Genomic DNA, 21,538 nt, shown 5'->3' with positions numbered 1-21,538 from the left:
TATTTTCGCCTAAAAGTAATAAAAATGAAGTAATTTGGCTGTTTTAAAGTCATGTTATCATTTGATGGAAAATGCATTCTTAAAACTCCCCTTTTTATTTTCTGAAGATCGCCTATTAAGAGACTTGAATTATTGTCAATCATACCAATTCACTTCTCATTTTAATACTAATGATTACTCGGGAGATTGGAAATCTATTGCCCTTAGGTCATTAAATGGAGAGGTCAATCAGATTTATGCGCATTCTTCTGGTTCAGAGAATTACAAGAACACTCCTTTACTTGATAATTGCCCATATTTTAGAGAAGTAATCGCTTTTTTTGAATGCGAGAAAGAGTCTATCCGTTTACTTAATCTTTCTCCTAACGGTAAAATAAAGGAACATCGGGATCATAATTTGGGGTATGAAGACAATAGCTTTAGAATACATATTCCAATTACTACAAATAACAATGTTCTTTTTTATATAAATAATCAAAAAGTAACCATGTCCGTTGGAGAATCCTGGTACGGAAACTTTAATTTACCTCATTGGGTAGAAAATAATGGTACAACTGATCGTATTCATTTGATTATAGATTGCATTCGTAATGAATGGTCTGATGAGCTATTCTTACAATCTGGTTATAATTTTGAATTAGAAAACAAACCTCCTCAATATTCTAAGGAAACCAAGCTTAGAATGATCGAAGAGCTAAAAAAAATGAATTCTGAAACTTCTATTGCTTTGATTAATCAATTAGAATCAGAATTGTGATTAGTGATAAAAGAGAAGACCTCTTTGAAACACAACAAACTTAAACTACTGGAATACAACACTTGTAACTCCTTCAATTTCGTTTTAAAATACTTCAATCAGATTAAAGTTTAGAGATAAGAAATCAAATAGTTCTTTTATTCTCAATATTCTTGAAAAAAAATAATTTAAGTTCTTGGAGATTTATAAGTATTATGTATATTTGCACTCACTTTTGCAAAAAGTCCTAAGTATTGTAAAAGTTTTTAATGCGGGCGTGGTGGAATTGGTAGACACGCTAGACTTAGGATCTAGTGCCGCGAGGTGTGAGAGTTCGAGTCTCTCCGCCCGCACAGCAAAACAAAAACCAGATCAATTGATCTGGTTTTTTTATTTGAAATCAGAAGAGATTTTCTTTTGGGATAGAATTAACTATTCTTTGTTTTGATCAGACTCTGTTTCTGCTGCTTTTTCCTGATCTTCTTTCATCATTTTTTCGTCTTCTTCTGTAATATGTCTATGTTCATTAGTTATTTCTTGGTGTTCTTTCTCCATACTTTCGTGCTCTGCTTTCATAGATTCATGCTCTGTAGTCATTTGCTCTAAAGTAATCTCACCAGAAGCGTGTTTAGTTTCCAAATCAGCATGTTTTTGCATTAAAGCTTCATGGGTCTTAATAAGCTCACCATGTTTAGCCAATAGGGATAAATGCTTTTGTTCGATAACTAAATGAATAGAGTCGTTTTCTATACTTTTATGAGCATCTACCATTTCTTGATGATCATCTTTCATGTTGCTATGCTCTTTGGTCATAGTTTCGTGAGAAGTTTCCATTTCTCCATGTTTTTCTACCATAGCTTTGTGTTCTGGAGATTCAGCAGGGTTTTGCTTACAAGAAGTATAAGCTAATAACGAGACAAGGAAGATTAATTTACTGATGTTTTTCATGATATTTATTGTATTTAGTTGTATCTCAAAGTTATGAATAAAGTATAAATTCTATTTATCTAATATCATTTTTTTGAATAGTATTAGTATACCCCCATAAAACATGAAATACTAAAAAAACAAAATCTTGTAAAAGACATTTATAACAAGAGATCGACTTTATAGAATTTTAGATTGGTTTGTAAAATATGGCAAGACTTACTATGTATTTTGCGGTGATTATGGTACTTCGCATACGATTCATAATCATACCTGGCTTAAACACTTAAGGATTCAAGAAATCTAGTTTTTGCTAGCTGTATCTGTAACAAAAAAGCATAGTAAAACCACCTGTTCTCCAACAAGTGGTTTTGTAACTACACGTTTTTCAACGTAAAAAATGATTTTTTATCTTACAGCGATAGGGTAGCTTTCTCCACGATGTGAAACAGATCCAGAAGATCTTGGTCCGCTACCTCTGGCATGCATAATTCCTGCTACGTGAGGAGAAGCCATTGAAGTACCACTTAATGTAGCATATCCTCCATTCAAATAAGTACTTCTTACACTACTTCCTGTAGCAATAACATCTATCGGATTCATGTTATAATTTGAAAAAGAAGAAAATCCACGGTTACAAGTCATAGATGCAACGGTATATATGTTACTACCATTAATACAAGCTGGTGCATAAAGTGAAGCATCTGCTCTACTATTACCAGCTGCAAGTGCTACATAAGTCCCTGCATTACTTAACGCTAATAGCGCGCTACGGTAAGAAGAATTACTAGAGCATCCTGAACCGTGGTAACCTCCTAAACTAAGGTTAGCAACATCACCAGCAAGATCATATCGCCCTACATGGTTGATTCCTGATAGTATCCCAGATGTACTACCACTACCATTACATCCCAAAACTTTGATAGGCACAACACTAGCCCCGGCAGAAACCCCTACAACACCAACATTATTGTTAATAGCTGCGGCAGTCCCAGCAACATGAGTTCCATGTCCATTACAATCGTTAGCAGAACCTCCTGCAAAAGATTTTGCATATCTACTATCTGTAATCACATTAAGGTCAGGATGATCTAGGTCGATACCAGTATCAATTACCCAAATCCATGTATCCTTACCAGCACCATTTGTAGCACCTCCAGCTCTTGTTATACCACATGGTGTTTGCTGAGCCATTTTTTGTGATTTTCCTTGAGAAATCACTTCTTCAACTTCAAATTCTGGTAACTCTACTATCCTATCAAATTCAATTGCAGCTACATTAGGATCTTTTGACAATCTTTGAAATTCATCATCTTCCAATTTAATTGCCATCCCAGACAATTTTGTAGTATAATAATCAAGAACTTGTCTTTGATCCAAATCATTATCAGACAAAATAGAATTCATTTTTTTAATAGAAACTTCTGAAAGATCCCTAACAGATTTGGCTTTTTCAGTTCTGCTAGAAAATGAAGATTTCTCCAGAGTTTTTGAAGTAGGTGCAATTTTAGCGTTTTTAAAAACAACTATGTACTGACCAGGAATGATTTTCCCCTCTGTACTTGTTGGTTCTACAACCGATTCTACCGCCCCATCAGATAAGTTTTCGTTTTGACAGGAAGTAATAACTAATGCCGTAAGCATAGTGCCCAAAGCAAGTTTACTGAAATTTTTCATAATACTTGAGTTTTGTGTTAGACCGCAAAATTATACATTCTTCAAGAAAACACATTATGGCAAAACCGTAAGTCAACCCCTTAAGCAACAAACATTAAGAGAAAATTACTACATAAAAAAAATATTTGTTGCAACTCTGTTGCTTTAGTAAAAATAGCGTTTAAAAAGTATTTGATAAGAAAAATCTTGCACAAGATAACTGTAGGAAAACACTGAATATTTATCATCAAACATTAACTAAATTTAACTTTAATTAACTTTATTTTAACTATAAATAATCGCAACCATGCCCAGTAAATGCTTCTCAATACAGGTATTTATCTAATTTGGGATAAGGAAAATCTCACAAATATTCTAAAAACTTAAGAATTGCATACGTATTAGAAATTGGCAGGAGAGCAATTTTAGATCGAATAAAAACCCTTTACATAGCCATAAAGCTTAAAAATAAATATGTCAGATCACCCGTAAAACTATGACATCGCTTTTTACATACTGCAGCCATTTATAGATACATCCATAAAATCTTCATAACAATTAATGGCTAAGAATTGATTTTGCAAAAGACAAAACCTTATCAAAAAAAGTGTTCTATTTACCCAAGAGCTTAGTTCTCTTTAATTTACTAATTTACCAACAGCCTCTTTTAATATATAATTACAATGATCTACATCATCTGCATTAAGCTCAAGAACACCTGTAATCTCCACAATTTGATCTGTTTTAAATTTTTGTTTTTGTTTAAAAATAACTTCAATAATACTCTCTGGTCCCGCAGCTCCACAAAAAAAACAAGAAGATTTTGGATTCTTAGAAATCATATAGAACTCATCCCCGTCAAAAGAAAAATCCAAAAAGTAACCTCTAATTCGGATTTTCTTACCTCGATATGACTTTATGGTAGAACCAAAGCTAGGTTTTAAAAAGAAATCATCATACGCCGCACTATAAATATTATGAAACTTTACATTGGCAAATTCTTTCCAGGTCAATTTCTCCTGAGAAAACAAATTGAATTTGATTAGTACAAAAAATAGAATTAAGAAGATTGTTTTATGCATTTGATATTGTTTTAGAAACATTTAATTTAAACAACGACAATGAGGCTAAAATTGCTGCTAACAAAGTTGTCAAGATAACCAGTATTAATACTATAAGCTCTCTATTGTTAGGAGGACTAAATACAAAATGATATCCATATAAATTTTGTGCAAACGTTGAAAAAAACCAAAGACTTATTCTCCCTATCAACCACCCTAAAACAGATCCTAATAAAGATAAAAAAAGTGCTTCTAGGAAAACCAACTTCACTAATTGCAAGGTATTAGCTCCATAGGTTCGCAATAAGGCTAGCTCTTGTTTTCTTTCTCTTACCGTTTTTATTAAGTTAAAAAATATACTGAGTCCAGCTACCAGTAGTATTGCAATAGCAATACCATTAATTGTCTTAAATCCGATTCCTAAAAATTTCATTAATCGTTCGATTTCAAATTTAGGAAGTGCTGCTTGCATTGTAGTATTTTTATTGATATGCCCGGACATTTGTAAAGCTCCGATAGGGTTTCTAAATTTAACTAGTAAAGAGGTTACTTCCCGCTGTTCATCATGTTCTTCTTCATGGTGGATATGCTCATCTTCATGCTCGTGTACTTCCCAAATACTTTCTAGATTAGTAATAATTAGATCATCAATAATCAACCCTGTTGGTTTTAATATTCCTGTAACAACAAAAGGTTTCTCATTATGTTTTTCTAATTCGTTTTCGGCTAGACCATGGGCACTTACAAAAGTATCTCCTACACTCAAGTTGTTCTTTTTGGCTACATAATTTCCAATAACCACCTCAAATGGTTTTTCATACAACTTTCCTTCACGCAATTTTGCATTGTATTTAGTCAAATACTCAATTGGTGTTCCTAAAATCCTAACTCCCTTATAATTATCTCCATAAGAAACCGCAGTTATTTCTTTAACCATAGGGTTTTTACTAATCTTCAAAGCTTCTTTAAATGGTATATTTCCCGTAGGATTATCAATATGTAGAACAGAAGATAACACTAGCTGCAAAGGGCTCCCTTTTGCCCCAATAACCATATCGAAGGGTTTAATATTTTTTTCTAAATGTTGGTTCAATTGATTTCTTACTTGTAAAACAAAAGTTGCTAATGAAATACTTAACATCAATAGCAAAACACTTAAGGTAGTGTTTAAAGGTTTAGAAATCAGATTTTTGTAAGCCAGATATAACAATTCTATAAAACTAAATGATTATCAAAATGTGTTTTAACCCTATGATCGTGAGTTATGATCACTAAATTACTTTTACAGATTTGAGCCTCTTTTTTTAGTAGGCGAATAACCTTTTCGCAATTAATATCATCTAGATTAGATGTAGGCTCGTCTGCTAATATAACTTTGGGCTTATGTATAACACCTAAAGCAATCGACAGTCGTTGTTGTTGCCCCTCACTTAATTGGTGGATTCTTTTGTTCTGAAGATTCGAGAGACCCAATTGTTCAACCAGTTCCTCTCGTCTATAAAGATCTTTTTTCTTTTTCGAAAGTTGCTCACGTATGTTTAAATTTTCTAGCAAGGTTAAAGACCTTACAAAATACGGTCGTTGAAAAATTAATCCTATATGTTGCCCACGGAAACAATCCAATTGCTTTCTTGTAAGCTTATTTATACAAGTATTAGAAATGAAAACATCTCCTCCTTTTGGAGGTAAGAGACCTGCCAAAAGATGCAATAATGTAGTTTTGCCAATACCCGAAGGTCCCAAAATCAATAAATCTTCTTGTGGAGGCAAATCAATATCTGGAAAACTTAAAGTACATTTTTCTCTACCCTGATATGTAAACTCAAGAGAACTAGTTTGTATCATCAAATTATTTTGACAAAAATAAACAAACTTTATTAATGCAACAAAGTTGCGTTAAATAAATAATAGTACCTTTGCTTTAACTTAGATCATTATATATTATTTTGAACGTATCACGCATTTATAACAACTCATATTTACCAAAAATTACGGCTAGTAGTTTATATGTAATACATTGCTTAATAACTCCTTTTCTTTTCCTATTCTGCAGAAGGTCAATATTTTTTCAAAACGATCATTTTATTGTGTGGAACTTGTTAGTACATTCTCCTAATACGATCCAGAGATCTGATCAATTAAAACTGAAATATGAATATGCTCCGGGATAAGTTGGCTTTTGTTAAAGATAGTCTGGTTACTTTGACGACAAAGACAACCTGCCCTAAATGTTGATTATCAACAACGAATTGTCGGTTCTGACAAAAAAATTGTAAAACTAATTAGTAGTAACGAAATGAATAAAACAGAAATAGAGTGGACAGGAGATATGCATTTTTCCAAAAACACAGAAACTCCTTTACGAAAAGATGCTTTTGAAAAATCTGACGATGATAAAATCAAAAAAATTCAATATCATTTTTCAGAAATAATGAAAGAACTGGGTCTCGATTTGATGGATGATAGTCTTTCTGGAACTCCTTATAGAGTTGCCAAAATGTATGTGAAAGAGTTGTTTTATGGTTTAAATCCCAAAAATCGTCCAAAAATATCGACTTTTGAAAATAAATATAAATATCAGAAAATATTGGTAGAGCAAGATATTATAATTGATTCTGCCTGTGAACATCATTTCTTACCTATAGTTGGCACCGCCCATGTAGGGTATATCCCAAAAGATAAAGTGGTTGGGTTGTCAAAAATTAATCGATTGGTAGATTATTATTCTCACCGCCCTCAAGTTCAGGAAAGACTTTGTTTACAAATTTTAAAGGATTTGCAACAAACTTTGGAAACAGAAGATGTAATTGTGGTTGTAAATGCTAAACATCTATGCGTTTCTTCTAGAGGAATTAAAGATAAAAGCAGTTTTACAACGACTATTGAATATGGCGGAAAATTTCTAGAATCTTCTTTCCGAAGTGAGTTTTTTGAGATTGTTAAACAGAGTAATAATTCGTCTTTCTAAAAGCTCTAAAAACAATTTCAATTCATTGAACAAAATACAACTGCACCTAGGTTTAGATAGTAAAACAAACCCAAATCAGTAGATTTGGGTTTTGTTTAGTACCCCTACTTACCATATAACTAGTAGTAATAGGATATCAATTAGAGCTTTTATATAATCTTATTGTTGCATTAAAAAATAAAATCCTCTGATAAAGTTTACCACCTATTTATACCTACCTCATACTAAAAGTTAATCTACTCATGTGTCGCGGTGTATTCTTTGATTAAGCATATTCCTGAATAGAATAAGAAAAACCGTTGTAGCTACCAGAACTCCTATTGTTTGACCATCTACAAACCATTTTTTTCCAAAATATTCGACCAGAAAATAGGTAAATAGATATCCCAGAAGAATCGAAAAAAGACTTTGCAAAAAAAGTAAGTAGCTTTTTCCTAAAGTAATAAACCCTACCTGACTGGCTCTCGGAAGTATATTGACAAGAAAATAGAGATATAGTGAAGTTAATAAAATTGCTATCATATCTCTGGAACTATCTGATTCGATATTAAAAAGATTTAACAATGAATCAGAAAAAACAAATATCAAAACGCCTTCAATAAGACATATCAAACCGATAATTAAAGTCGCAGACCAATATATCTTCCAATACTTTTGAGTTTCTTTTTCTGCAATAGACTTTTCAAACATAATTAAAAAAGATCCTGTAACTCCACGAGTAGGAAAAATCATCATTAATTTTAATTGTTCTATTAGTCCAATTAGAGCCAAAAATTCACTCCCTTGTTTTATTGCCAATTGATTAAAGAAAATACTTCCGATTGCAAATATGGCTATTGCCAAAAATACCGAAAAGGCAACTTTAAATTGTGCCTTTATAACAACCCCCATTTGCTTTGCATAAGTGAAGGAACTAGATAGCAACCTTCCTAGCTTAACTAGCCTATTGTCTCTCATAGAAAAAAAGACAATCCCAAAAAACAATGACAATATAGATGCCCAGGCAGCTCCACGTACTCCTAAATCAAAATAAAAGATAAGTAGAGGGTTCAAAATGACATTTAGAAATACTACTATTAGTAAAACATTAATAATCTCTCGATTATTATCTCTATAAGAAAGATATTGCGTGATGATATTTATGATCAAAACCAACAAGTAGAGTGGAATAATAGCAAACCAATACTCGGTAAAATACTCTTGAATCGTTTGATTAGAGTCTAGGTTAAGGTCATTAAATCCAGAAAAACTATCGTGGAATAAAAATGCTCCCAAAGCAATCACGACATAACAAAAAATTGTAAGAAAAAGTGTCGAAAAATAGACAACATCCTTTTTCCCTGCGCGCTCATAGTTTGCAATAGAATTTATCAGAGCTGCTCCTATTGCTATCCCTATACTACCTACAATTCCCAGTATTGGAATAACAAGAGACAAAGCTTTAAAAGCATCCAAAGAGTAGTTAGATAAATAAAACGCATCGATAAAACCTATTAATACAGATAACAAACCTGCAAAAGCTAAAGGCAAAGAATTCAAAAACATTTTTTTTAGAAGTTTTTGATTTTCTTCATTTCTAAATACTAATAAAATCTGATTCATTAATTCTTGACAAGTTTAAGTTGGAAAAGGCTTAATTATACTATTGGCACTATGCATTTACCGAAATAGAATTCCTAGTGAAATAAGTATTAGATATTAAACATTGATATTTGGGTAGCGGCTATAAATGGCTACAAGGCAATTTTTTTCATTTCATCCAATTGTTTTTCCTTATAAGCTCCTTGTTTTAGATTTTCTCTAATGATTGAAAACGCATTAATTGTATTTTCTATATCGCTTTCCGTATGAGCGGCTGTTGGAATCAATCGAAGCAAAATAAGTCCTTTAGGAATAACAGGATACACTACTATAGAACAAAAAATATGATGATTTTCTCTTAAATCATACACTAACCGCATCGCTTCTGGGATGCTACCTTTCAAAAACACAGGGGTAACGCACGAATTCGTTTTTCCTATATCAAATCCTTTTACTTTAAGTCCATTTTGCAAGGCTAACGTACGTTGCCAAAGCCTACTTTTTAATTCGGGCATTGTCATGATCATATCTAATCTTTTCAAAGCACCTTTTACCATTGCCATTGGTAACGATTTGGCAAACATTTGTGATCTCATGTTATATTTCATGTAATCAATAACATCCTTGTCTCCTGCAAAAAAACCTCCAATCCCTGCCATAGATTTGGCAAAAGCAGCAAAATAAACATCGACTCCATCCATTACTCCTTGCTCTTCAGAGGCTCCTGCTCCGGTTTTACCCAAAACCCCAAACCCATGGGCATCATCTACCAAAAGACGAAACTCAAACTCTTTCTTCAGAGCTACAATTTCTTTTAGTTTTCCCTGAACCCCACTCATACCAAAAACGCCTTCAGAGATAACCAAAATTCCTCCTCCTGTTTCTTCAGCAATTCTAGTAGCTCTACTCAGGTTTAGCCTCAGACTTTCTATATCATTATGTTTAAATGTAAATCTTTTTCCATGATGTAATCGAACCCCATCAATGATACAAGCGTGAGATTCTGCATCATATACGATAATATCTTTTCTGTTGACTAATGTGTCAATTCCCGAGACCATTCCTTGGTATCCAAAATTTAAAAGATATGCGGCTTCCTTGCCTTCAAAAGCGGCAAGTTTCTCCTCAAGTTCTTCATGTAATACGGTATGCCCAGACATCATCCTAGCTCCCATAGGATAGGCTAATCCATATTCTGCGACAGCTTCATTATCTGTTTTTCTAATTTCGGGGTGATTAGCGAGTCCCAAATAATCATTAATACTCCAAGTAATTACATCTTTTCCATTGAATTTCATTTTACTAGAGAGCTCTCCTTCTAATTTTGGAAAAACAAAGTATCCTTCTGCTTGTTTTGCCCAATTCCCTAGCGGTCCTTTATTCTTTCTTATTTTGTGAAAAATATCTTTCATTTACGTGTTTAATTTAAGAGGTTATATGGTAGTATCTATTGTGTAAAAAGTAATGTTTTAAAAACCTTTATTTTCTTTAAAATCATACGTTACTCAAAAAAACAATGAAAAAAATCACTCTTCAAGTAGCTGTATTACAGCATTATCAAAGTACTAATTTATCAATATTAACATAATAATCAGCAAGTATTTACTACAAATTCTAATTACAATTTAAGCCCATAAAATTATTTTTTGGTCAAGTCAATCAAATTCGCAACTAATCATTTGCATTGTCCCAAAAAAAATTTTTTTATGCCTTACTTTTCTTAAACCCGTTTTTTGTAACGTCTCATCAAAATCTGTATCAAGAAACTTTTTGTACAAAGGAGTTTCAAGTTTTGCCAATCCTTTGTAAATAAGAACTCCTAATCCCTTTTTAGGCTTATGATAATCTATAAAAGAAACCCGACCTTTATCTTTGGTAACTCTCTTCATTTCTGCCAAAGTATCTTCTCTTACTTTTTCGGTCATACAATGCAACGCAAAAGACATGGTTGTCAAATCAAATTTTTTATCTTCAAAAGGTAGTTTTGTACCATTTGCTAATCTAAAATCAACATTCTTAAAAGAATTGTTTTGTCTGGCAAATTGAAGCATATCTTCAGAAAGGTCTACACCCATTACCTCTGCACCTCTCTTGGCAAAAGCAAAAGCCTGTTTACCGGTTCCAGTGGCAACATCCAATATTTTTAATGAATTGACCGATCCTGTAAATTTACAAAATGTGATCCGGCATCTTGATGCTATAAAATCTAACCATTTATACCTAGGAGCTATCTTTTTAAAAAGTTCTGTGTTATAGATTACAAATTCTTTTTCATCCATGATCTATTGTGTTTAAAAATTCTTCTTTTTTAGACGTTACATTTAGATGCGTATCTACAAATACTTGTGCTGTTGTATAGATAGTTTCCATTGGGTTTGCTCCAACAGAAGAGGGGTAAACACTACTATCTACCACATAGACATTTTCTGTATTATAAAGCTTGTATTCCTGATCTATACATCCTAATTCTGCATTCTTGCTTAGCTTAACTCCAGACATCATATGGGCGGCAAAAAGCATCGTTTGATTAGGTCTAAATTGTAGCTTCTGAACAATTTCATCTACTTCTTCAATACTATTTACGATGTTAAAACCATTATCAGAATTGGGGTCCCCAGAAAGCTTTTCAAAACTTGGAATAATGACTTTTTTTGCACCTCCTTTAAACATTATTTTGACAGCTTCTGCTACTCCAAATCTAAATCTGGAAAGATCATTTTTACTAAGCTCATAATAGATTTCTGGTTTTCCTTCTATACTTCTTTCTACTCTGTTCTTTTTTTGCATTTCTTCTATAAGCAATACTCCAAACCCTCCTATATGCCTATAATTTTCTACTATTTTTAATACTTGCTTTGGGCTTCCTGGAAAAAGCATAGCTCCAATTTCTGGACGCGCACTTGCTGACTCCAAAAGAAAATCTGCTTTTGGAGACTTATGATTTGAAGTCAGATAATCAGCAATGTAAATTGAAGATTGTGTTCCCAGGTGATTGTCAATTTTCTTTTCAAAGAGACCTAAAACCAACATAAAAGGATGCATTACAAATCCTTTTCCTATCATTTTGTTTCTGAACCCGGACCGTTTTAAAAGTGTTGATGTTCCCAGATTTCCTGCAGCGGTAATAATGTGTTTAGATTTTATGAAAATAGGAACCTGAACAGGTAAGTCTAATTTGAAAGGATCATGAATAGTTCCCGGAAATTTCTCTGGCTGTCGGATTCTAAATCGGACGCCTGTTGCTTTTTCTCCTTCCATTTCAATATGTAATACCTCTGCATTAGGAATAAGCGTCAAGGGATTTGATCGATCCTGCATGGGTTCTAAGAGGTAATACTCTACAGGGTCTTTCTTGTCTGTTCGCTTATAAGGAGAAGCTCCTGGTTTATAGGTATTTAATCTATAATACGATGCAGTAAGCCCATGCAATTCACCTCCTTCTTTTAGGATATTATTATGTGCATTCACTTCATCAGAAGCTACTAATCGAGTATCTAATTTTGATAATACTTTGGAGTGGGCATTTGTCAAATCTTCTTGAGTCCAAAAATTATCATCAATATATTCTTTATCTCGCCATAAGGCAAAACGGGATTTTATCGTTGGCAACGAAGGTTGAAACGCCATATCTACATTTACTGTAGCTCCTCCACCCACGGCACTTCCGTTAAGAACAAACACACCTCCGTCCATGGTTGTTCTAAATCCTTTATCTTCATAAAAATGCAAGCCTGCTCTACCATCAAATGTACCAGGAATAAAAAAAGACCCTAGTTCTAAAATCGCTACTTTTTTTCCGCTTTTTTGTAATTCTGATGCTACCAGACATCCTGAAGGTCCTGCTCCAATTATTACATAATCTAGATCACCAATAATTTCTTTGCGTTTTGGGTCATACTTTAGAGGTGTTTTAAATTGAGGGATTTCTATATCAAGGTCTGGAGTAAAAGCATCTTTTTTATAATCTCCAATTTTAGAAATACGTCTCCCGACTTCTCCCTTATACGCGTTTACGATATAATACACTCTTAATCCTGATCCAATTCTACGGTAAAAATTTATCTCAGATCCTGTAAGTAGATTGACAAATCGTAATTTTTGTTCATAACTCATTTTGAGTAATGAATGTTGTTTAATCTCTTTAAAGAAATCCTCGATTTTTTTTCGAGAAGAATAAATCTCACTAAGAGGAGGCTCAATCTTTTCTACATATTTGTAATACATTTTTATCCACCCCAATCTTAACAACCGTTTCGTATCAAACATGATAATCATGATCCATTTTGCCTGATCATTGGTTTGAAGCGATTCATACTGTTGTTTTTTGGACATAATGATTGCCTCTTTTATTTTAGGGTCCTTCCCTTCATAAGGAAGAAAAAAATCAAAAAGAGAGCTGTGCAAGAGCCATAGTTTTTCTTTTGACGGTAGCAAAAACTTAAGTAAGAGTTTTTCTTTACTCCCTAATATTTTATTAAATAGCTTTCTCATAGAGATTATATCTTTTATAAATTTGTCCTCCCATCATAGATGCCAGTTTATTTATGGCATCATTATCTTCCAGAGTCCAACTTCCTTCGCAATACTCTTTTTTTAGTTTCAGGGCATTTACGGAAGATTGGTAATACAATAGAGCATCTAGTCCTTTTCCTCTATATTCTGGAATCACCCCGATTAGCATCATGCGTAACCATGTAATTTTTTTTCTGGCATTGAATAGATGGAAAATACCAAAGGGAAATAATCTCCCTTTCATCTTTTTAAGTATTTCATTATAATCATACAATGTTACGATCATTCCAACCGGTTTATCATTAATTTCAGCAAATAGAATCAATGATTTTTCTACAATGGGTTTCATGCTTTTTGCCATCAAAACAGCTGCTTCTTTAGAGATAGGAACAAATCCCCAGTTATCTGACCAGCATCTATTGTATATATCGACAATTGTATGAATTTCTTCCTGAAACTTTTTCATATTAATCTCTCTAAGCTGAACTTTGTTCTTTGATTTTATGAGCCTTGCTACTCTTTCAATTTTAGGCGTGTTTGCTACATCTTTGCTGGCAATTTTATATGCCCAAAGTTGTTTGACTTTTACAAAATCAGATTGTCTGACCAAATCGGGATAATACACTTTGGAGTATGGCATCATAAGACGAGGTGTATCATCAAACCCCTCTACCAGAAATCCAGATTCGTGGTTCGTCGAAGGACTTACAGGTCCTCTAAGAGCACATCTTCCTTTTTCTTTTACCCATTCAGCTGCTTTTTCAAAAAGCAAATCGGCTACCTCTTGATTATCAATACATTCGAAAAACCCAAAAAAACCTATATTTTCTTTATGAAGCTCATTGTGCTCTGTATTATCAATAGCGGCAACCCTTCCTATGATTTTGTCTTTTTCAACGACCATAAATAGTTGCATATCACCTTTTTTGAAAAAGGGGTTCTTTGTTGGCACAAAAAGATCTTTATAAACAGATTTTATGGGCGGTACCCAATTAGAGTCTTCCTTATATAATTGATAAGGAAAATCAATAAAAGCATTCAAAAGTTTTGAGGTTGTCACCTGTATTACCGTATAACTACTCATTGATGACATTTTCAATTTTAGAAACTACTTCATTTTCCAGCTTTACCAAACCATGTTTAAATTCGAAATTCATTGGTGCACATAAGTAACTGTTTACAATTTCTAATAGTAATTTTGTATTATCAAAATGTAAGTAATGAGTACCTCCTTCAATGATTGCGCAATCTACATTTTTGGATAGTCGTGCCGCCGCTCGTGATATTTCGCAAGAGGAAATATTATCTTCTTTTCCTGTTACCATTAGTACCGGGATGTTAAGTTGAGTCAACAAGTCTGTCACATCTTTTTCCCATAATAAAAGAAGTTGTCTTGCGTAATTTAAAACACTGGAGGGGGTTAAAAAAGGTTCTATAATCATTGGTTTAATATCCTCTCCTATAAGGGATAAGATATCCTGAACCAAATCTCTTTTTTGGTCATCATCCTGCAATTCTTTAAAAGCTATGACTTCTTCTTCTTTGATCAGGATATTCTTTAATGCTTCTATAATAATAGAAGCTATATGAGGGTTTTGATCTACTCTATCACATATTTGTTGCATATCATTTTCATAGGCTGTATGATATTCTTCAAAACCTGAGATTCCTTTAAAACAACTGCTCAAAAAGATCATTTTATGAACAAGTTCTGGATAATCTGCCTGAAACTGCAATGCTATTTTGGGACCAGTACACCAAGCCATGATATGACACTTTTCTATATGTTCATTATCCAAAATGTATTTAATGTCTTCAACATGTGTTTGAATTGGAAAAATTTGCTCGACTCCTCCTTTTTGCGAAGCAGTTCCTCGCATGGACCATATGACTACATTGTATTTTTTAAAAAGGTCATTGACCACCCAATCCCAAAAAGACAAACTTTGTCCATAAGCATTTAGAATAACCAAGGTAGGTCCATTTCCTCCAACATAGTATACGAGGTCTTCTCTCCCTTTCTTTTTAAGTTTTTTTGCAGTTAACCTGTGTACTACACTTTGTAATCTTTTTCGTTGTACCTTTTTATCTTCATCGAATTTGATTTTGGCATTGACAGTTACTTTATACTCTACATCGTACCCCAATTTTGGGAGATCCTTGTCCATTTTTGCAATAGCAAAGGCTTTATCACATTGAAAATAATGAACTGTCTGAAGGTATGAATCAAAAATATCTTCTTCATGTAATAATAATCTATCAATTGGACCTAATTCATTCTTATCATACACAGCATATGACTTAATCCCAAAAGCATCGCCAATTGTACTCATATAGCGTATTAAAGGAGTAGGGTGTGGATTAGTTAAATGAAAAACATCATTTTTGGTATCCTCTTTTTCACAAACCGCCATTAACAATTTAACAACATGGTCAACACAGATGAGGTTGGCTGAAGCTCCTTCTGTAATTAGCATTTTTAGAGAATTGTACTTAAAATATTCTGGCATTTTAAGTTCTAGCTTGTCTTTTAGCCTTAATAAAATAGCTAGATATCCATAGAGACCAGAGTTTGAATCTACCCCGTAATTGGTAGAGTCACCAATAATTATTGATGGTCTTAAAATTCGAAAAGTAAAGCCATATTTTTTATGCCAATCTAATAGCTCTTTTTCGCACATTCTTTTAGAAAGCTCATATGGATTGTGTATCTCTGACGTATGTTCGTAAATCTCTTCTTTGATTAACCCTGTTTCTTTTCCTGAAACATAAGCTGTGCTAACAAAGTTGATATGTTGAATTTTATGATCAACAACAAATTGCAGTGCATTTTTCATCCCTCCCCAGTTAACCCTTAAAGTTTCCTCTTTCTTATGATGCTCAAAATATAATACTGCCGCACAATGCCAAAATTCATCAATACGTTTTGTAAATTCTTTTTCTAATCCCAACTTATGTTCTGTGATATCTCCTTCAATAGGAATAATTCGAGACCTATCTATTTTTTCCAGTTCTACTTCTTTTTCAATACGCTGCCAAAGTCGATCAGCCCCAGAAGTTCTTCTAGCTTCTCGTACCAAGCAATATATTGTATGCGGTGTTGTCTTTAACAATTCTGCAATGAGATACCCACCCAGAAAACCCGTCCCTCCTGTGAGGAATATATTCTTTTTCATATATAAAGCTTTTTAAATATAATTAGGTAATGTTAATTGTATCCATTCATCCATAAAATAGCCGAATTGACTCTTTATGATTTTGTTCTTAAGGTCACAAACAGATTTTGTACCTTCTATGGTTCTGGTCATACCATCTGTACTCGTTGGATTTTTCATATAGTACCCAGGAAATTCTTCTTCGGGATCCAAAAAAGATAAAATATCCATTGCTACATTAGAATTGATTTTTCCATACTCTTTTTGAATAAGGTAATTAAGCATATCGTATCTCCACTGGATATCATCATAGGTATTATTAGCTGTTTTTACGCCTTTTGGGGTCTTGATTTTTTTTACTGTATATGTATTCATCATGCAGCACCTCATCTCAGGAATAATATACATATTGGTGACTACAAGTACTTCTTTTTGTGGACTTCTAATGGGTGCAAAATAGTAGGTGTTGGGGCAGTTGGTTTCTTTAAAATGATTATCAATAAATCCATTTATAGAAAACTCTGATGACTTATAGTTTTTCTTAAAATAAGTAAATAACTTTTTATTAAACCTTAAGTATTCTTCTGGATATTCATAGTCATTCCAACGTTCCATGATTCCTTTACATTGTTTTGGTTCTGACTGATTTTTTTTAATAAACTCTTTATTCGGCAGTAATTTTTTGTACTTTTTTGGTATATATTTTAGGAATTCTATGTGATCTTCTTTTCTTCCTGCCTCGACAACCACTGCTTTATCACTGAAGCCATCTGCCAGTATGTATAGCCATGAGACTCCTCTTTGAGCATCTCTAATTATCTCTACTCCTTCTCTTGCAGAGCTTGCAAATTGGGCACAATGACGTACAAGCATAATTGAATTTAGACCTGGTCTTTTACGATTGCAATTAGCAGCCGGTACAGTGTTTACTCCAATCCCAATCCCAGCAGCATTCATTGCTGTAAGGGAACCAACAAATCCCGGAGCCGATACACTTACAAAAGGAATAGGAGTCTTACCCTTACATGTATCTGTTGAGTTATATATGATCATTGTCGCAGTATATTGTAATACTTCGGCGGCGCTTAACATAAAATCTCTGCCAAAATAATGGTCTTTTTTTGAAGCGGTTGCATTTCCAAATACGGAGAATCCATTACAAAAAATTGGAGGGATCAGCATATTTGTATGAAAAGACGGCATCTTTTTTCTAATGTATATTTCCAAATCTGTTGCCCCATATCCCGTATATAGATTTGATAAAATAAGATCAAAAGCTGTGTTCAAATTCCATAAATTCTCAAAAGTCACTAATTCATCAGACGTATCTGATACTCCATCTACCAATCCTTTGATCTCTTGAGTGTACATCTCTGGTATATCTTCAGGATATTTTTTATTTAATTGTTTTGTTTTTTCTGTTATAAATTTCCAGAGCAATTTCCATAAAACACGAAATTTTTTAGGGTCGACTTGTGGATTAATCATGGCAGGAATAAAATTATACACATATTCATTTGCCATTTTACTAACTGCCTTGGGGTCGAGTTGTCCCAGCAAATATCCCATTTGATAGGAATTTCCTTCTACATAAAAGGTTTTCTTAGGCTGCCTGGATTCATAATTGGTAGCATACCTGCTAGTAGCCATAAAACCTCGCATCCCATGATACTCTATCTCTTTGACTACTTTGTAACCATCAATTTCAAAAGCTTTAAAAATATCATTTGTTGATTTAAATGATCCTTTTAACCCTGAACTTTTTAACGCAGATTTTGTCAACATAGCTTAAAAAGAAGTTTAGAGAGTCTTAACAAAGTGATAGCAGAGAATATCCATACGTTCTCTTAGATAAAACCTATGTGCTCCAAAACGCTGCACTCCAGAATCCAAATCCAACCGATTACAATCATGTTCTTTTGCATATTTACATAACCAGTCTAGCATTAGTTTCCCTGCCCCTTCTGATCTGTTACCAGGAAGAGTGACTAAATCATCGATATACAAATACTTGCCCCAAGCTATTGATTTACTTATTCTAAATCCAGCTACAGCTTCAATTCTATCTCCTTTTTGAACCCCCAGCAACTGATAATTCGAAATCTCTTCTAATTCTTTTATTAATGAAAGGTATTTCTCTTCTTCTATATTTGGTCTTAATTCTTTCATTGTCAAAAAAGAAGACATTATTTCTTCATCTTCTTTCAGTAGTTTAATTATTTGTTTCATGTGTTTATTATATTGTTTTAGATATCACATAGAACTCACCCAATGATCATTCTTTTATATATCAAAAAAATCTTGTTATGGCTCGTCTTATTCTATTCTTCGGATTTACAATGTTCTATTTTACTCAAAATATCTCCCACAGTTTTTAACTCTGCTATATTTTCAGGTTTAAAGATGTTTTGTTGAGTATGTGCTTCTAAATCAAGGATGAGTAATAAAAAATTCAATGAATCTATTCCTAATGCTCCTAATTCATCTTCTTTATTTATGGATTCAATATCCCGTAAAGGTTTTGTTTTGGCGACTATTAATTCTAAAATATCGTTCATTTAATTCGGCTTTATGATTTTATGTATATTATTGTACATTATATTTTCTATCTCTTCACTTGTCAAGACTTCTTCTGCCTTTGTTCTAAACATTTCTACTAGGTCTTTTTGATTTCCATTCAAGCGATGTATGGGCCAATCGGTACCGAATAAGACTTTATTTAAGATTCCTCTTTTTTTATGCTCCAGGAGTATGCTTTTAAATCGTTCCATTCTTATAGCATTTGTAAATCCAGAAACATCCAAATATATATTTGGTCTGTACTCAGCCAATATACTAGCTTGCTCATGCATCATAAATGCAGCATGAGCAAGTATGAAATTTACTTTTGGAAACCGATATGCGGCTTCATCAATTAACTCGGGAGCACTATATTTAAAAGGCAAAGAAGGACTTGTGGGTCCTGTATGTAACAATACAGGAATCTGATATTTTTGTGCTATTTCATAAAAAGGAAAAACAATGGGATCACTAGGATTAAATCCACAGGGAGGATACAATTTTAACCCTTTAAATCTCCATTCTTTTATTGATTTTTCGAAAAGATCCAACCCTTTTTTTCCTCTTCTGGGGTCAATTCCCGAAAAAACGATAAAACGATCTGGATATTTTTCTAGAACTCTTCTATGAAGCTGAAAGACTTCTTCCAATACAGGGAAATCATCAGGAAAAACAATTCCGTAATCAATAATTAATAAAACAGATTTCGAAATTTCTGCTTTGTTCATTTCCTCTATCATCATCTCTCCTTCATCATCATGATTCATTAATTGATATATAACCTTTTGAAGATATTCTTCTTGTTTCTTTTCTAATTGCTTCGGCATGGATGCGACAAGATTATTGACCATTCCTTTAACAAAGGAAATCGGAAGCGTTTTGGAAGAGGCGATATGTGCATGACAATCAAATACCATTGGATAACATTATGTTTTTTAATTGTTGAATTCTTGGTTTACCAGTCTTAGTTCTTGGTATTTTATCAATAAACTCAATATGATCAGGTAAGTGAAGTAGTGTTAACTTAGCACTCACATGCTGTAAAATATCTTGTTTGCTTCTTTTTTCTGGCTGTTGTATTACAATAAAAGCTATACTTTCATCCTCTTCGTTTTCTTGAACGATGGCAATACTTACGCATTCATTAACCCATGATAACTCTTCAATACAATGATTTACATCTTCGAGGTATATTTTTTTACCTCCTCTTATGATCATATTCTTTTTTCTTCCTGAGATATACAAATAGCCATCACTGTCAAAGTATCCGAGATCACCTGTCCTAAAATACCCGTCCAATGTATAACTGTCTCTGTGCACCTGATCTTTAAAATATCCAGAACCGATCACACTGGCACCTTTCATAACTATCTCTCCTACTTGTCCTGGTAATAATTCTTCTTTCAAACACTGCATATTGACAACTTTTATCATAATTCCAGCAGGTTTGCCTACTGCCTTTGGTTTTATTTCCTGTAAAGGGCTTATTGTTGCAAAACAAGTAGTTTCACTTAGACCATAGCATGGTACAATCTGAGCATGGAATTTGCTATAAAAATCCAATCTGACTTTTTCGGTAAGAGGCGCCGCTCCCGAAATAGCAAACATGAGATTTGACATATCCTCTAATTGGAATAGTGCATTTATCGCTTGAAAAATTATGGGTACGGCACTAAAGGATTTTATACTTTTTTCTTTTAAAATTGTTTTAATTGTTAACGAGGTAAGTGCATTAAATGTAGGACAGATGATGCATCTTCCTCCTACACGTAATATGGATATCAGATCACTTATTAGAGTAAAGGTGTGAAACATTGGAAGAAGACTAGCAGAAATCCAATCTTTATTATATCCAAAAGAGTTAATTGCTACTTCGGTGTTTTTGAGTATTTGCGAAGCCGATAGAAGCACTCCTTTTGGATTTCCTGTAGTTCCTGAAGTATAAATGAGTAACTCTCCTTTGATGTTTAATTCTGTTTTTGCTGTTGCTGTTTTATCACATAAAGAGTTTATATCAGCCTTTACTAGCAGCGTGCAATCGGTAATCCCTTCAAATGAATCCTGATCAGATATCACAAGTTTGCTTTCTGAATGATTCAAGATTCTTTCTAGCTCTTCTTTTTTGTATTCTGGATTAAGCGGACTAATAATATAGGGTAGATTAAGACCACACAAAAGATACAATGCCTGATGTAATCTTCCTTTACAACTTATGGTAATTACACTATTCTCGGGTACATTATAGGTATTACATATCTTCTCTAGATTGGCAACTCCATTAAGAAGTTTCTGAAAAGAAATCTCTACATTTTCTGTAACTCCATATAAAGCTATCTTTTCGGGATCAATTTTTGAGAAATTTTTATTATTGAATTTCATTGTG

At 33.2% G+C, this 21,538-nt stretch carries 18 protein-coding genes and 1 tRNA gene; 3 read left to right on the top strand and 16 right to left on the bottom strand.

Going from position 1 to position 21,538, the window contains the following annotated elements:
• Positions 1 to 34: 34 nt before the first annotated feature.
• Positions 35 to 757 carry an aspartyl/asparaginyl beta-hydroxylase domain-containing protein gene (locus C1X07_RS08170; protein ID WP_241507214.1) on the top strand — a complete coding sequence of 241 codons (723 nt, stop codon included), beginning with the start codon at positions 35 to 37 and terminating at the stop codon, positions 755 to 757.
• 250 nt (positions 758 to 1,007) lie between these two features.
• Positions 1,008 to 1,089, top strand: a tRNA-Leu gene (locus tag C1X07_RS08165).
• 79 nt (positions 1,090 to 1,168) lie between these two features.
• Here the strand turns inward: C1X07_RS08165 and C1X07_RS08160 are convergent.
• The 5 genes from C1X07_RS08160 to C1X07_RS08140 form a co-directional block, all read right to left on the bottom strand.
• Entirely contained in the window at positions 1,169 to 1,684 is a 516-nt protein-coding gene (locus tag C1X07_RS08160) for a hypothetical protein (protein WP_103069482.1), read from the bottom strand.
• Positions 1,685 to 2,071: 387 nt separating this feature from the next.
• The gene (locus tag C1X07_RS08155) at positions 2,072 to 3,340 is read right to left on the bottom strand and encodes a S8 family serine peptidase (protein WP_103069481.1); all 1,269 of its coding nucleotides are present in this window, start codon (positions 3,338 to 3,340) and stop codon (positions 2,072 to 2,074) included.
• 617 nt (positions 3,341 to 3,957) lie between these two features.
• A complete protein-coding gene (locus C1X07_RS08150) occupies positions 3,958 to 4,401 on the bottom strand; it encodes a hypothetical protein (RefSeq protein WP_103069627.1) in 444 nt (147 codons plus the stop codon).
• Positions 4,394 to 5,590 (bottom strand): ABC transporter permease, encoded by a 1,197-nt coding sequence (locus tag C1X07_RS08145; RefSeq protein WP_262494903.1) that lies wholly within the window; start codon positions 5,588 to 5,590, stop codon positions 4,394 to 4,396. The genes C1X07_RS08150 and C1X07_RS08145 overlap by 8 nt, the downstream gene beginning before the upstream one ends.
• A gap of 2 nt (positions 5,591 to 5,592) precedes the next feature.
• Entirely contained in the window at positions 5,593 to 6,225 is a 633-nt protein-coding gene (locus C1X07_RS08140; protein ID WP_103069479.1) for an ATP-binding cassette domain-containing protein, read from the bottom strand.
• Between the two features lie 451 nt (positions 6,226 to 6,676).
• Here C1X07_RS08140 and folE point away from each other — a divergent pair, with 451 nt between their 5' ends.
• Positions 6,677 to 7,348 carry a GTP cyclohydrolase I FolE gene (gene folE / locus C1X07_RS08135; RefSeq protein ID WP_103069478.1) on the top strand — a complete coding sequence of 224 codons (672 nt, stop codon included), beginning with the start codon at positions 6,677 to 6,679 and terminating at the stop codon, positions 7,346 to 7,348.
• Positions 7,349 to 7,588: 240 nt separating this feature from the next.
• On the opposite strand, the gene C1X07_RS08130 is transcribed toward folE, so the two are convergent.
• The 11 genes from C1X07_RS08130 to C1X07_RS08080 all read right to left on the bottom strand — a co-directional run bounded on the left by C1X07_RS08130 (position 7,589) and on the right by C1X07_RS08080 (position 21,534).
• Positions 7,589 to 8,950 carry an MATE family efflux transporter gene (locus C1X07_RS08130; RefSeq protein WP_103069477.1) on the bottom strand — a complete coding sequence of 454 codons (1,362 nt, stop codon included), beginning with the start codon at positions 8,948 to 8,950 and terminating at the stop codon, positions 7,589 to 7,591.
• Positions 8,951 to 9,081: 131 nt separating this feature from the next.
• Entirely contained in the window at positions 9,082 to 10,341 is a 1,260-nt protein-coding gene (locus C1X07_RS08125; RefSeq protein WP_103069476.1) for an aminotransferase class I/II-fold pyridoxal phosphate-dependent enzyme, read from the bottom strand.
• A gap of 243 nt (positions 10,342 to 10,584) precedes the next feature.
• Complete coding sequence (locus tag C1X07_RS08120) at positions 10,585 to 11,208, bottom strand: class I SAM-dependent methyltransferase (RefSeq protein ID WP_103069475.1); 624 nt, start codon at positions 11,206 to 11,208, stop codon at positions 10,585 to 10,587.
• On the bottom strand, positions 11,201 to 13,420 hold the full coding sequence (locus C1X07_RS08115; protein WP_103069474.1) for a GMC family oxidoreductase N-terminal domain-containing protein: 2,220 nt from the start codon (positions 13,418 to 13,420) through the stop codon (positions 11,201 to 11,203). The genes C1X07_RS08120 and C1X07_RS08115 overlap by 8 nt, the downstream gene beginning before the upstream one ends.
• Positions 13,404 to 14,525 carry a hypothetical protein gene (locus tag C1X07_RS08110; RefSeq protein ID WP_103069473.1) on the bottom strand — a complete coding sequence of 374 codons (1,122 nt, stop codon included), beginning with the start codon at positions 14,523 to 14,525 and terminating at the stop codon, positions 13,404 to 13,406. Before C1X07_RS08110 ends, C1X07_RS08115 begins: the two co-directional genes overlap by 17 nt.
• Positions 14,518 to 16,617, bottom strand: coding sequence for an alpha/beta fold hydrolase (locus C1X07_RS08105; protein ID WP_103069472.1), 2,100 nt, complete (start codon positions 16,615 to 16,617; stop codon positions 14,518 to 14,520). Before C1X07_RS08105 ends, C1X07_RS08110 begins: the two co-directional genes overlap by 8 nt.
• A gap of 12 nt (positions 16,618 to 16,629) precedes the next feature.
• A complete protein-coding gene (locus tag C1X07_RS08100) occupies positions 16,630 to 18,381 on the bottom strand; it encodes a C45 family peptidase (RefSeq protein WP_103069471.1) in 1,752 nt (583 codons plus the stop codon).
• A 15-nt stretch (positions 18,382 to 18,396) separates the two neighbouring features.
• Positions 18,397 to 18,825, bottom strand: coding sequence for a GNAT family N-acetyltransferase (locus C1X07_RS08095; RefSeq protein WP_103069470.1), 429 nt, complete (start codon positions 18,823 to 18,825; stop codon positions 18,397 to 18,399).
• Positions 18,826 to 18,917: 92 nt separating this feature from the next.
• Complete coding sequence (locus C1X07_RS08090) at positions 18,918 to 19,154, bottom strand: phosphopantetheine-binding protein (RefSeq protein WP_103069469.1); 237 nt, start codon at positions 19,152 to 19,154, stop codon at positions 18,918 to 18,920.
• Positions 19,155 to 20,072 (bottom strand): amidohydrolase family protein, encoded by a 918-nt coding sequence (locus tag C1X07_RS08085; RefSeq protein ID WP_103069468.1) that lies wholly within the window; start codon positions 20,070 to 20,072, stop codon positions 19,155 to 19,157.
• The gene (locus C1X07_RS08080; protein ID WP_103069467.1) at positions 20,062 to 21,534 is read right to left on the bottom strand and encodes a class I adenylate-forming enzyme family protein; all 1,473 of its coding nucleotides are present in this window, start codon (positions 21,532 to 21,534) and stop codon (positions 20,062 to 20,064) included. The genes C1X07_RS08085 and C1X07_RS08080 overlap by 11 nt, the downstream gene beginning before the upstream one ends.
• Positions 21,535 to 21,538: the final 4 nt, after the last annotated feature.

Source organism: Aquimarina sediminis (assembly GCF_002895435.1).
Lineage (GTDB): Bacteria > Bacteroidota > Bacteroidia > Flavobacteriales > Flavobacteriaceae > Aquimarina > Aquimarina sediminis.
This window is presented reverse-complemented; position numbering and strand designations above follow the sequence as displayed.